Below are 13,164 nucleotides of genomic sequence, written 5' to 3'. Positions count from 1 at the left end.
CGTTAAGCGAGCCCCGTCGTCAGGTCGATGCTCTGGCCTTCGGCCAGGCGGACGACCGCTTTTTTCCAGTCGGAACGCTGGCCCTCACGGCCACGCACCCGCTTGGTCTTGCCCTTCACGATCAGGGTGTTCACGGTGACGACCGTCACCCCGAACAGGCCCTCGACGGAAGCCTTGATCTCCGGCTTCGTCGCGCTCAGCGGCACGCGGAAGGCCACCTGCCCCTTTTCGCCCAGGGCAGCGGCCTTCTCGGTCACCAGCGGCGAGAGGATGGTCTGATACATCCTCTCACGCGACAGCACCGGCTTCTTCTTTGCGGTGGTCTCGCTCACGACAGCCGCTCCTTCAGCGCCTCGACGGCCGAGCGGGTGACCGCCAGGACGTCATGGTTCAGGATGTCGTAGACGTTCGCGCCGATGGTCGGCAGAACGTTCACGTGCGGCAGGTTGCGAACGGCGCGGCCGAAGCCGTCTTCCACCGCCGCATCCACCACCAGCGCACTCTTCCAGCCGAGCGCCTTGAGCTTGCTGGCGACGGCGGCGGTCTTGGCGTTCTCGCCCAGCTCCACCGTGTCCAGCACGATCAACTTGCCCTCGGCGGCCTTCTGGCTCAGCGCGCTGATCAGGCCCAGACGACGGACCTTCTTGTTCAGCGAATAGCCATGGTCGCGCACCACAGGGCCGTGCACCACGCCACCCGTGCGGAACTGCGGCGCCCGCAGCGAGCCCTGACGGGCGTTACCCGTGCCCTTCTGGCGGTAAGGCTTCTTGGTCGTACCAGAAACCTCACCCATCCCCTTCACCTTGTGGGTGCCGGCGCGGCGCTTGGCGAGCTGCCAATGCACCACGCGCGCCATGATGTCGGCGCGGGGGGAAGCCGCGAAGACGTCGTCGGGCAGATCGATGTCGCCCGCATTGCCGTTATCCAGCGTGATGACCGGAACCTGCATTGTCCTATTTCCTCAGGCCACGGCCGCGGGGAACGGCGCGTCGGCATGACGCGCGTGCTTCACGGCGTCGCGCACCAGCACATAGCCGCCCTTGGCACCGGGAACCGCGCCCTTGACCATCAGCAGGCCCTTGTCGAGGTCGAAACCAGCGACCTCAAGGTTCTGCGTGGTAATGCGCTCGACGCCCAGATGGCCCGCCATCTTCTTGTTCTTGAAGGTCTTGCCCGGATCCTGACGGTTACCCGTCGAACCGTGCGAGCGGTGGCTGATCGACACGCCGTGCGAGGCTTCCAGGCCGGAGAAGTTCCAGCGCTTCATGGCGCCGGCAAATCCCTTACCCTTGGAGGTGCCCGTCACGTCGACGATCTGGCCCTTCACGAAGTGATTCGCGGAGAGCTTCGCGCCAACCTCCAGCACCGCGTCGGCAGCGACGCGGAACTCGGTGACCTTCTTCGGTGCCTCGACACCCGCCTTGGCGAAGTGACCCTTGTTGGGCTTCGAGACGTTCTTCGGCTTCGCCAGGCCAAAGCCCAGCTGAACCGCATCATAACCGTCCTTCTCCGCCGAACGCACGGCCACCACGCGCACCTGATCCAGGTGCAGCACAGTGACGGGCACGGTGGAGCCGTCGTCGTTGAACAGCCGGGTCATGCCCAGCTTCTTCGCGATCAGGCCGGTGCGACCATTCTTCGCGGCCATGGTGAGTTACTCCCCGGCCTCAGAGCTTGATCTCGACGTCCACACCGGCGGCCAGGTCGAGCTTCATCAGCGCGTCCACGGTCTGCGGGGTGGGGTCGACGATATCAAGCAGGCGCCGATGCGTCCGGATTTCGAACTGCTCACGGCTCTTCTTGTCGACGTGCGGCGAGCGGTTCACGGTGAAACGCTCGATTTCCGTCGGCAGCGGGATGGGCCCGCGCACGCGCGCGCCCGTCCGCTTCGCGGTGTTCACGATCTCCCGCGTGCTGCCATCCAGCACGCGGTGATCGAACGCCTTGAGGCGGATGCGGATGTTTTGGCTGTCCATTGTCTGGTGCCTATACTTTCCCGCGCCGCTTACGCGCTGATGCTGGCGACGACGCCGGCGCCGACGGTGCGGCCGCCTTCGCGGATGGCGAAGCGCAGGCCCTGGTCCATGGCGATCGGCGCGATCAGCTCGACGTTCATCGTCACGTTGTCGCCCGGCATCACCATCTCCACGCCTTCCGGCAGGGTGACAACGCCCGTCACGTCGGTCGTGCGGAAGTAGAACTGCGGACGGTAGTTGGTGAAGAACGGCGTGTGGCGGCCGCCCTCTTCCTTCGTCAGCACATAGGCTTCCGCCTTGAACTTGGTGTGCGGCGTGATCGAGCCGGGCTTCGCCAGCACCTGGCCGCGCTCCACGTCCTCGCGCTTCGTGCCGCGCAGCAGCGCGCCGATGTTGTCACCGGCCTCGCCGCTGTCCAGCAGCTTGCGGAACATCTCGACGCCCGTCACCGTCGTCTTCGTCGTGTCCTTCAGACCGACGATCTCGACTTCCTCACCGACCTTGACGATGCCGCGCTCGATGCGCCCCGTCACCACCGTGCCGCGGCCCGAGATCGAGAACACGTCCTCGATCGGCATCAGGAACGGCAGGTCCTTCGGACGCTCCGGCTGCGGGATGTAGCTGTCGACCGCTTCCATCAGCTTCAGGATGGCCTGCTCGCCCAGCTCGGGGGACTTGTCTTCCAGCGCCATCAGGGCCGAGCCCTTGATCACGGGAATATCGTCGCCCGGGAACTGGTAGCTGCTCAGCAGCTCGCGCACTTCCATCTCGACCAGCTCCAGCAGGTCGGGATCGGCCATGTCGCACTTGTTCAGGAACACCACCAGCGCCGGCACACCGACCTGGCGCGCCAGCAGGATGTGCTCGCGCGTCTGCGGCATCGGGCCATCGGCCGCCGACACCACCAGGATCGCGCCGTCCATCTGCGCCGCACCCGTGATCATGTTCTTCACGTAGTCGGCGTGGCCCGGGCAATCCACATGCGCGTAGTGACGGTTGGCCGTCTCATACTCGACATGCGCCGTCGAGATCGTGATGCCGCGCGCGCGCTCCTCAGGAGCCTTGTCGATCTGGTCATACGCCGTGAACGACGCACCGCCCGACTTGGCCAGAACCTTGGTGATCGCCGCCGTCAGCGACGTCTTGCCATGGTCCACATGCCCGATCGTGCCAATGTTGCAGTGCGGCTTGTTCCGCTCAAACTTAGCTTTCGCCATCGTCTTTAATCCCGATCGGGTCTGTTACCAGCGGTAGTGGCTGAAAGCCTTGTTGGCTTCGGCCATCCGGTGCGTGTCTTCGCGCTTCTTCACAGCCGTGCCGCGGTTGTTGGCCGCATCCATCAGCTCGGAAGAAAGGCGCTCTTCCATGGTGTGCTCACCACGCTTACGCGCGGATTCGATCAGCCAGCGGATCGCCAGGGCCTGGCGACGCTCCGGCCGAACTTCGACGGGCACCTGGTAGGTGGCGCCGCCGACGCGGCGGGACCGCACCTCGACCGCCGGCTTCACGTTGTCCATCGCTTCATGGAACAGGCGCAGGGGGTCGCTGTTCGGACCGCCGCGGCGCTTCAGGGTATCCATGGCGGCGTAGACGATACGCTCGGCCGTGCTCTTCTTGCCGTCATACATCAGCACGTTCATGAAACGGCTGAGGACGAGATCGCCGAACTTCGGATCCGGCAGGACTTCGCGCTTCTCGGCGCTGTGGCGACGCGACATCGCTCTTTATTCCTTACTTCGGCCGCTTCGCGCCGTAGAGCGAGCGCCGCTTGCGCCGCTTGGCGATACCCTGCGTATCCAGCACACCGCGCAGGATGTGATAGCGCACGCCGGGAAGATCCTTCACGCGCCCGCCGCGGATCAGCACCACGGAGTGCTCCTGCAGGTTGTGACCTTCACCGGGAATGTAGCTCACCACCTCGTAGCCGTTCACCAGGCGAACCTTGGCGACCTTACGCAGAGCCGAGTTCGGCTTCTTCGGCGTGGTGGTGTAGACGCGGGTGCAGACGCCACGCTTCTGCGGGCAGTTCTGCAAGGCCGGAACCTTGTTCCGGACAGGCTTGGGCTCACGCCCGCTGGCGATGAGCTGGTTGATCGTCGGCATGACGCCCCTTGTGTCTTCTACTGACGCCCAGACACCATGCAAGCGAGAACGCCCGGCCAGGCCGCGCATTGCTGCACCCCTTTCCGAGCCTTGCCCCCGCCCCGGCCTGACCACCGCCAGAAGCGATGGGGAACCGGTTGCACAGAACCTGTCGTCCGAACTCCGCAGGCCAATCCGAGAGCCGGATTAAACCCCGTCGAGGGCGCGGAACCTACGCGCCGACCCCCCATGAGTCAAGCACGCCGAGCCCCCTCCATGGAGAATCCGGGGCTTTGAGGGCCCCGGATTCCCTTGATCTATCATGCATCAGGCGCTGGGCGCCCGATGCCGATCATTCCGCCGCCTGAGCCCCCGACTTGGGCAGAGCCGTCTGGCTCTGCGGCAGTCGCTGGCTGTCACGCTGGGCAGCCAGCGCGCGGAGGCGGTTCATCACGGAGCCCGTGCCCGCCGGGATCAGGCGCCCGACGATCACGTTCTCCTTCAGACCGGCCAGGAAGTCGACCTTGCCGGCCACCGCCGCCTCCGTCAGCACCCTGGTCGTCTCCTGGAAGGAGGCGGCCGAGATGAAGCTGGTCGTCTGCAGCGAGGCCTTGGTGATGCCCTGCAGCACCGGCTCAGCCCGCGCCGGACGCTCCTTGTTCGCGACGAGCTTCTCGTTCTCGATCTCGAACTCGATGCGCTCGACCGTCTCGCCCACGAGGTAGGTGCTATCGCCAGGCTCGATGATCTCGACCTTCTGCAGCATCTGGCGAACGATCACCTCGATGTGCTTGTCGTTGATCTTCACGCCCTGCAGTCGATAGACGTCCTGGATCTCGTTGACCAGGTAGTTGGCCAGCGCCTCGACGCCCAGCACGCGCAGGATGTCGTGCGGAACGCGGGGGCCGTCCACCAGCGGGTCGCCGGCCTTGACGTAGTCGCCTTCCTGCACGGACACGTGCTTGCCCTTAGGCACCAGGTATTCGCGCGGCACGGGGGGCTCGTCGCCCACCTGCTCCGGCACCACCAGGATGCGGCGCTTGGCCTTGTAGTCCTTGCCGAATTCCACGCGGCCGTCGATCTCGCTGATGATCGCGTGATCCTTCGGCCGGCGGGCCTCGAAGAGCTCGGCCACGCGCGGCAGACCGCCCGTGATGTCGCGGGTCTTGGAGGATTCACGCGGCAGGCGGGCCACCACGTCACCGGCCTGGACCTGCGCGCCGTTGTCGACGGACAGGATCGAGTCCGGGGACAGGAAGTAGCGGGCCTCGGCGCCATTCGCGAGCTTGACGATATTGCCCCGCTCGTCCTTCAGGATGATGCGCGGACGCAGATCGGCGCCACGGGCCGCCTGCTTGTAGTCCACCACCACCTTGGAGGAGAGGCCGGTCACCTCGTCCTGCCGCTCCACCAGCGTCACGCCCTCGATCAGGTCGGCGTATTCGATGATACCCCCCTTCTCGGTGATGATCGGCAGGGTGAAGGGGTCCCATTCGGCCAGCTTCTGGCCGCGGGTGACGGCCAGGCCGTCCTCCAGCACCAGCAGGCGGGCACCATAGGGCACGCGGTAGCGGGCGCGCTCACGGCCATTGGCGTCGCTCAGCACGATCTCGCAGTTACGCGACATCACGATGGGGTTGCCCTGGCTGTTCTGCACCACCACGCGGTTCAGCACGGAGACGGTACCGTCGCCGGTGGCCTCCACCGCCGACTGCTCGGCGCCACGCTGCGCCGCACCGCCGATGTGGAAGGTACGCATGGTCAGCTGCGTGCCCGGCTCGCCGATCGACTGCGCGGCGATGACGCCCACGGCCTCACCGATATTCACCGGCGTGCCGCGCGCCAGGTCGCGGCCATAGCAATGGCCGCAGACGCCGGAGCGTGCCTCGCAGGTGAGGACGGAGCGGATATAGACTTCCTCGACGCCCGACTTCTCGATCGCCTCGGCGGCCGGCTCATCGACCAGCGTGTTGCGCGGGAAGAGGATCTCGCCCGTCTCCGGGTCCACCACGTCGCGCTGGATCGTCCGGCCCAGGATCCGCTCGGAAAGCGAGGAGACCGTCTCACCGCCATCCATCACGGCGCGCACGGTGATGCCGCGCTCGGAGCCGCAATCATTCTCGACGATGATGCAGTCCTGCGCCACATCCACCAGGCGGCGGGTCAGGTAGCCGGAGTTCGCGGTCTTCAACGCGGTATCCGCGAGGCCCTTACGGGCACCGTGGGTCGAGTTGAAATACTCCAGGACGGACAGGCCTTCCTTGAAGTTCGCGATGATCGGCTGCTCGATGATCTCGCCCGACGGCTTGGCCATCAGGCCGCGCATGCCGGCCAGCTGGCGCATCTGCGCCGGCGAGCCACGGGCACCGGAATGCGACATCATCCAGACGCTGTTGGTGACGCGGCCGACCTCCTGACGGGAGATCTCCTTCATCATCGCGGTGGCGACCTCGTCCGTGCAGCGCGACCAGGCGTCAACCACCTTGTTGTAGCGCTCGCCGGCCGTGATCAGGCCATCGAGATACTGCTGCTCGAACTCCTTCACCTCGCCCTTGGTAGCCGCAATCAGCCCTTCCTTCTCGGCAGGGATCTGCATGTCGTCCTTGCCGAAGGAAATGCCGGCCTTGGCCGCCTGCTTGAAGCCCAGGGACATCAGGCGGTCGGCGAAGATCACCGACTCCTTCTGGCCGCAGTGACGGTAGACCGCGTCCATGACGTCCGAGATGGACTTCTTGGTCAGCTGGCGGTTGACCAGGCTGTAGGGCGTGCGGGGGTCGCGCGGCAGCAGCGCGCCCATCATCATGCGGCCAGCGGTGGTCAGCACCGTCTCATGGCGCCGGGGATTGTCCTCGGTCGGGGCCGCCACGCGGGCCATGACGGCCGTGTGCAGGTTGATGGCGCCGGCGGCCAGCGCCTGCTCCACCTCACCCAGGTCGCCGAAGACATGCGGGCGGTGCTCCAGGGCCTTCCGCTCGGCGCCCGTCAGCGCGTCCACGGACTTGCCGTTGGCGCCGGTGATGGCGGCGCGGATCTCCTCCAGCTCCTTCTGGGCGACGCGGAATTCCGGCGTCTCCAGGGAGAGGTAGTAGAGGCCCAGAACGATGTCCTGCGACGGCACGATGATCGGCTTGCCGTTGGCGGGGCTGAGGATGTTGTTGGTCGACATCATCAGCACGCGCGCTTCCAGCTGGGCCTCGAGGCTCAGGGGCACGTGCACGGCCATCTGGTCGCCGTCGAAGTCCGCGTTGAAGGCGGTGCAGACCAGCGGATGCAGCTGGATCGCCTTGCCCTCGACCAGCACCGGCTCGAAGGCCTGGATGCCCAGGCGGTGCAGCGTCGGCGCGCGGTTCAGCATCACCGGATGCTCGCGGATGACTTCTTCGAGAATGTCCCAGACTTCCGGGCGCTCCTTCTCGACCATCCGCTTGGCCGCCTTGATCGTCGTGGCGTGCCCGTACTTCTCAAGCTTCGAATAGATGAAGGGCTTGAACAGCTCCAGCGCCATCTTCTTGGGAAGACCGCACTGGTGCAGCTTCATCTCGGGACCGACGACGATCACCGAACGGCCGGAATAATCGACGCGCTTGCCCAGCAGGTTCTGCCGGAAGCGGCCCTGCTTGCCCTTCAGCATGTCGGACAGCGACTTCAGCGGGCGCTTGTTGGCACCCGTGATGGCGCGGCCGCGGCGGCCGTTGTCGAACAGCGCGTCCACCGACTCCTGCAGCATGCGCTTCTCGTTGCGCACGATGATATCAGGCGCGCGCAGCTCGATCAGCCGCTTCAGGCGGTTGTTGCGGTTGATGACGCGGCGGTACAGGTCGTTCAGGTCGGAGGTCGCGAAGCGGCCACCATCCAGCGGCACCAGCGGGCGCAGCTCGGGCGGGATCACCGGCACGACGTCGAGGATCATCCATTCAGGACGGGCACCGCCCTCCTTGAAGGATTCGATCATCTTCAGGCGCTTGACGTACTTCTTGCGCTTGGCCTCGGAGTTGGTCTCCTTGAGGTCGACGCGAAGCTGCGTGCTTTCCTTGTCCAGGTCGATGGCGGCCAGCATCTGCTTCACCGCCTCGGCACCGATGCCGACGGAGAAGGCATCCTCGCCGAACTCGTCCATCTTGGACTGGTACTGCTCCTCGGTCAGCAGCTGGTGCAGCTTCAGGTCGGTCAGACCCGGCTCCAGCACCACATACGACTCGAAGTACAGGACCTTCTCCAGCTCCTTCAGCGACATATCGACCATGAGGCCGACGCGCGAAGGCAGCGACTTCATGAACCAGATATGCGCGACCGGGCTGGCCAGCTCGATATGGCCCATGCGCTCACGGCGCACCTTGGCCAGCGTGACCTCGACGCCGCACTTCTCGCAGATGATGCCGCGGAACTTCATCCGCTTGTACTTGCCGCACAGGCACTCATAGTCCTTGATCGGACCAAAGATGCGCGCGCAGAACAGCCCGTCCCGCTCCGGCTTGAAGGTGCGGTAGTTGATCGTCTCGGGCTTCTTGATCTCGCCATAGGACCAGGAGCGGATCTGCTCCGGCGAGGCGATCGTGATCTTGATCTGATCAAACGTCATCGCCTGGCCAGTCTGGCCCAGGATCTTCATCAGCTCGTTCATGCGCCCGTCCTCTCAAGGTGAGGCCGCCGCGCCGGGGTCGTCCCGGCGCGGCTGAGCAAAAAGTGGTTCACACGCGATTCAATCAAGGGGAGCATGATCAAGGCGTGCGGTTCTCCAGATCGACATTCAGGCCCAGCGACTTCAGTTCCTTCACGAGGACGTTGAAGCTCTCGGGGATGCCGGCCTCGAAATTGTCCTGATCGCGGACGATGGCCTCATAGACCTTGGTGCGGCCGGACACGTCGTCCGACTTCACCGTCAGCATCTCCTGCAGGGTATAGGCGGCGCCATAAGCCTCCAGGGCCCAGACCTCCATCTCACCGAAGCGCTGGCCGCCGAACTGCGCCTTACCACCCAGCGGCTGCTGCGTGACGAGCGAGTACGGACCGATCGAACGCGCGTGGATCTTGTCGTCGACCAGATGGTGCAGCTTCAGCATGTAGATGTAGCCGACCGTCACCTTGCGCTCGAAGGGCTCGCCGGAGCGGCCGTCGATCAGCGTGGTCTGGCCCGAGGTATCGAGGCCCGCCTTGGTCAGCATGGTCTCGATATCGGAGATCCGCGCGCCGTCGAAGACCGGGGTCGCGATCGGCACGCCGCGCTGCAGGTTGGTGCCGAGTTCCAGCAGCTGGTCCTCGGTCATGTCCTCGATGTCGCGGTCGAAGATCTCCTGACCATAGACGTCGCGCAGCTTCTCGAGCAGCTCGTCGCGGGCCGCACCGGCACGCCGGTAGTCCTCGACCAGCTCACCGATCTGCTTGCCCAGCACCGCGCAGGCCCAGCCCAGATGCGTCTCCAGGATCTGGCCGATGTTCATGCGCGAGGGCACGCCCAGCGGGTTCAGCACCAGGTCCACCGAGGTGCCGTCCGGCAGGAAGGGCATGTCCTCGACAGGCACGACGCGGGAAACGACGCCCTTGTTGCCGTGACGGCCGGCCATCTTGTCGCCCGGCTGAAGCTTGCGCTTCACGGCCACGAAGACCTTGACCATCTTCATGACGCCCGGCGGCAGCTCGTCGCCGCGCTGCAGCTTCTCGACCTTGCTGTCGAAGCGCTTCTGCAGCTTCTCGACGGCCGCGTCGAACTCGCGCTTCAGCGCCTCGATCTCGGCCATCACGGCATCGTCCTGCACGCCGATCTGGCGCCAGGTGACACGGGAATACTGGTCCAGCACCTCGTCGGTGATGGGCGTGCCGGCCTTGATGCCCTTGAAGCCGCCGCTCGCCTTCTGGTTCAGCAGCTTCTCGCGCAGGCGCGAGGTGAAGCTGCGCTCCTGGATGGCGCGCTCGTCGTCACGGTCCTTGGCCAGACGCTCCACCTCGGCGCGGTCGATCGCCATGGCGCGCTCGTCCTTGTCCACGCCGCGGCGGGAGAAGACGCGCACGTCGACGACGGTGCCCGTGGTGCCCGGCGGCAGGCGCAGGGACGTGTCGCGCACGTCGGAGGCCTTCTCGCCGAAGATGGCGCGGAGGAGCTTCTCTTCCGGCGTCATCGGGCTCTCGCCCTTCGGCGTCACCTTGCCGATCAGGATGTCGCCCGGGTTCACCTCGGCGCCGACATAGACGATGCCGGCCTCGTCGAGGTTGCGGAGCGCTTCCTCGCCGACATTCGGAATGTCGCGGGTGATCTCTTCCTGGCCCAGCTTGGTGTCGCGGGCCATCACCTCGAATTCCTCGATATGGATCGAGGTGAAGACGTCATCCGTCGCGATACGCTCGCTGATGAGGATGGAGTCCTCGAAGTTGTACCCGTTCCACGGCATGAAGGCGACGAGCACGTTGCGGCCCAGCGCCAGCTCACCGAGCTGGGTGGAGGGGCCGTCAGCGATGATGTCGCCAGCCGCCACCTGATCACCCACCTTCACCAGCGGGCGCTGGTTGATGCAGGTGCTCTGGTTGGAGCGCTGGAACTTCCGCAGGCGATAGATGTCGACGCCGCGGGTGGTGCCGTCCTCCTCGCTGGTCGCGCGCACCACGATGCGCGCGCCGTCGATGGAGTCCACCACGCCGCCACGCCGCGCCACGATGGTCGCGCCGGAGTCGCGCGCCACGGCGGCCTCCATGCCCGTGCCCACCAGCGGCGCGTCGGACTGCACCAGCGGCACCGCCTGACGCATCATGTTGGAGCCCATCAGCGCACGGTTGGCGTCATCGTTCTCCAGGAACGGGATGAGCGCCGCGGCGACGGACACGAGCTGCTTGGGCGAGACGTCGATCGCCGTCACCTCTTCCGGCTTCACCAGCCGGAAGTCGCCGCCCTGGCGGACGGAGACGAGGTCGGACAGGAACTCGCCGCTCTCGGCATTCACCTCGGCATCGGCCTGGGCGACCACCAGCTTCTCCTCCTCCATGGCGGAGAGGTAGCGGGGCGCGCCCACGATCTTGCCGTCCTTCACCAGGCGGTACGGCGTCTCGATGAAGCCGTATTTGTTCACCTTGGCGAAGGTCGCGAGGCTGTTGATCAGGCCGATATTCGGGCCTTCCGGCGTCTCGATCGGGCAGATGCGGCCGTAATGCGTCGGGTGCACGTCGCGCACCTCGAAGCCGGCGCGCTCACGCGTCAGACCGCCCGGGCCAAGCGCCGAGAGGCGGCGCTTATGCGTTACCTCGGACAGCGGGTTGGTCTGGTCCATGAACTGGCTGAGCTGCGAGGAGCCGAAGAACTCGCGCACGGCGGCAGCGGCGGGCTTCGCGTTGATCAGGTCATGCGGCATGACGGTGTCGATATCGACCGACCCCATGCGCTCCTTGATCGCGCGCTCCATCCGCAGCAGGCCGACGCGGTACTGGTTCTCCATCAGCTCGCCGACCGAACGCACCCGGCGGTTGCCGAGGTTGTCGATGTCGTCGATCTGGCCCTTGCCGTCCTTCAGCTCCAGCAGCGTCTTGACGGTGGCCAGGATGTCCTGCTTGCGCAGCGTGCGCAGGTAATCCGGCACATCGTCCAGGCTGAAGCCCAGGCGCATGTTCATCTTCACGCGGCCGACGGTGGAGAGGTCGTAGCGCTCCTCGTCGAAGAAGAGGCCGCGGAACAGCGCCTCGGCGGTCTCCGGCGTCGGCGGCTCACCCGGCCGCATGACGCGGTAGATGTCCATCAGCGCTTCGTCGCGGCTGTTGTTCTTGTCGACGACCAGCGTGTTGCGGATCCAGGGGCCGGTGGACTGGTCGATCGCCAGCGTCGGCAGCTCGTCCAGGCCAGCCTGCTCGATGGCGGCCAGCTTCGGCTCGGTCAGCTCCTCGCCCGCCTCCGCCCAGATCTCGCCCGTATTCAGGTCGACCAGATCCTCGGCCACGAAACGGCCCAGCAGATCGGCACGGCCGACCAACACCTCGGTGGTGCCCCCCTCGGCGATCTTGCGGGCGGCGCGCGCCGTCAGCTTGGTCTCCTTCTCCGCGACGACCTCGCCGGAGATGGCATCCACCAGATTCTCGGTCAGCTTCAGGCCACGGAAGGAGTCCGGCTCGAAGGAGCGGCTCCAGCCCTTCGGGCCGAGCTTGAAGACCACCTGCTGGTAGAAGGTGTTGAGGATTTCCTCGCCATCCATGCCACGGACTTCGCCGGGCTCCAGCTGCGCGCCCTCGGGCAGCGCGGCGCGCTTGGCCTCGGTCGCGGCGGATTCCAGGGCGTAGAGCAGCGTCGTGGCGGGCAGCTTGCGCTTCCGGTCCACGCGCACGTAGCAGATGTCCTTGGCGTCGAACTCGAAGTCCAGCCAGGAGCCACGGTAGGGGATGACGCGCGCGGCGAAGAGATACTTGCCGGAGGAGTGCGTCTTGCCCTTGTCATGGTCGAAGAAGACGCCCGGCGAGCGGTGCATCTGCGAGACGATGACGCGCTCGGTGCCGTTGATGATAAAGGTGCCGTTATCCGTCATGAGCGGCATGTCGCCCATGTAGACATCCTGCTCCTTGATGTCGCGGACGGAGCGCGAGCCCGTGTCCTCATCGACATCCCAGACGATCAGGCGCAGGCGCACCTTCAGCGGGGCGGCAAAGGTCAGCCCGCGCTGGATGCATTCCTCGACGTCGTATTTCGGCTCTTCCAGCTCATACTGGACGAATTCCAGCCGGCCGCGGCCAGCGAAGTCGTCGATCGGAAAGACCGACTTGAACACTTCCTGCAACCCGGTGTTCGTCCGCGCGTCTGGGTCCACACCCATCTGCAGGAACGCTTCATAGGAGGCGCGCTGCACATCGATGAGGTTCGGCATCGGTGCCACCTCGGGCAGCCGCCCAAAGGACTTACGGATGCGCTTGCGCCCGGTGAACGACTTGGTGATCGCGTTCATGCCCGTCTTGCTTCCCTTCACGCCGAACCATCTTCCCGGCTAATCAGTCCCCAACCGGCGGGGCATCCCCAGGGGAAACCCTGGACGCGAGACACGGAAGAGCCCGTGAAACGCAGGCGCGGGCAGGCACCCAGAGGGTCCCCGCCCGAACCGACAGCACTCTTTGTATCCCCCGGAGCGGAAGCCCCGGGAGAGGGACG

9 protein-coding genes are annotated in these 13,164 nt (G+C 65.8%); all 9 read right to left on the bottom strand.

Annotated features, from left to right (window positions below; translation table 11 throughout):
- Positions 1-2 precede the first annotated feature (2 nt).
- Positions 3-299 (bottom strand): 50S ribosomal protein L23, encoded by a 297-nt coding sequence (locus IAI58_RS04785; RefSeq protein WP_419555851.1) that lies wholly within the window; start codon positions 297-299, stop codon positions 3-5.
- 29 nt (positions 300-328) lie between these two features.
- The gene (rplD, locus tag IAI58_RS04780; protein WP_207448481.1) at positions 329-949 is read right to left on the bottom strand and encodes a 50S ribosomal protein L4; all 621 of its coding nucleotides are present in this window, start codon (positions 947-949) and stop codon (positions 329-331) included.
- A 12-nt stretch (positions 950-961) separates the two neighbouring features.
- Positions 962-1,648, bottom strand: a complete 687-nt coding sequence (gene rplC / locus IAI58_RS04775) for a 50S ribosomal protein L3 (protein WP_207448479.1) — start codon at positions 1,646-1,648, stop codon at positions 962-964.
- A 19-nt stretch (positions 1,649-1,667) separates the two neighbouring features.
- Entirely contained in the window at positions 1,668-1,976 is a 309-nt protein-coding gene (rpsJ, locus tag IAI58_RS04770; protein ID WP_007004401.1) for a 30S ribosomal protein S10, read from the bottom strand.
- 29 nt (positions 1,977-2,005) lie between these two features.
- On the bottom strand, positions 2,006-3,193 hold the full coding sequence (gene tuf / locus IAI58_RS04765; protein WP_207448477.1) for an elongation factor Tu: 1,188 nt from the start codon (positions 3,191-3,193) through the stop codon (positions 2,006-2,008).
- A gap of 24 nt (positions 3,194-3,217) precedes the next feature.
- Positions 3,218-3,694 carry a 30S ribosomal protein S7 gene (gene rpsG / locus IAI58_RS04760; RefSeq protein ID WP_007438459.1) on the bottom strand — a complete coding sequence of 159 codons (477 nt, stop codon included), beginning with the start codon at positions 3,692-3,694 and terminating at the stop codon, positions 3,218-3,220.
- A 13-nt stretch (positions 3,695-3,707) separates the two neighbouring features.
- Positions 3,708-4,079 carry a 30S ribosomal protein S12 gene (gene rpsL / locus IAI58_RS04755; RefSeq protein ID WP_120010321.1) on the bottom strand — a complete coding sequence of 124 codons (372 nt, stop codon included), beginning with the start codon at positions 4,077-4,079 and terminating at the stop codon, positions 3,708-3,710.
- 331 nt (positions 4,080-4,410) lie between these two features.
- Positions 4,411-8,679: a DNA-directed RNA polymerase subunit beta' gene (rpoC, locus tag IAI58_RS04750; RefSeq protein WP_207448475.1), complete on the bottom strand. Its 4,269-nt coding sequence runs from the start codon at positions 8,677-8,679 to the stop codon at positions 4,411-4,413.
- 97 nt (positions 8,680-8,776) lie between these two features.
- Positions 8,777-12,964: a DNA-directed RNA polymerase subunit beta gene (rpoB, locus tag IAI58_RS04745; RefSeq protein ID WP_207448473.1), complete on the bottom strand. Its 4,188-nt coding sequence runs from the start codon at positions 12,962-12,964 to the stop codon at positions 8,777-8,779.
- Positions 12,965-13,164: the final 200 nt, after the last annotated feature.

Origin of the sequence: Roseomonas marmotae, from assembly GCF_017654485.1 — a bacterium.
GTDB lineage: Bacteria > Pseudomonadota > Alphaproteobacteria > Acetobacterales > Acetobacteraceae > Pseudoroseomonas > Pseudoroseomonas marmotae.
The sequence above is the reverse complement of the archived record's forward strand: the minus strand, read 5'-3'. Positions and strand labels throughout refer to the sequence as shown.

Excerpts from the sequence above, each read along its gene's own strand:
- rplC (WP_207448479.1), bottom strand. The coding sequence starts at position 1,648 with ATGGCCGCGAAGAATGGTCGCACCGGCCTGATCGCGAAGAAGCTGGGC.
- rpsG (WP_007438459.1), bottom strand. The coding sequence starts at position 3,694 with ATGTCGCGTCGCCACAGCGCCGAGAAGCGCGAAGTCCTGCCGGATCCG.
- rplD (WP_207448481.1), bottom strand. The coding sequence starts at position 949 with ATGCAGGTTCCGGTCATCACGCTGGATAACGGCAATGCGGGCGACATC.
- rpoB (WP_207448473.1), bottom strand. The coding sequence starts at position 12,964 with ATGAACGCGATCACCAAGTCGTTCACCGGGCGCAAGCGCATCCGTAAG.
- rpoC (WP_207448475.1), bottom strand. The coding sequence starts at position 8,679 with ATGAACGAGCTGATGAAGATCCTGGGCCAGACTGGCCAGGCGATGACG.
- tuf (WP_207448477.1), bottom strand. The coding sequence starts at position 3,193 with ATGGCGAAAGCTAAGTTTGAGCGGAACAAGCCGCACTGCAACATTGGC.
- rpsL (WP_120010321.1), bottom strand. The coding sequence starts at position 4,079 with ATGCCGACGATCAACCAGCTCATCGCCAGCGGGCGTGAGCCCAAGCCT.
- rpsJ (WP_007004401.1), bottom strand. The coding sequence starts at position 1,976 with ATGGACAGCCAAAACATCCGCATCCGCCTCAAGGCGTTCGATCACCGC.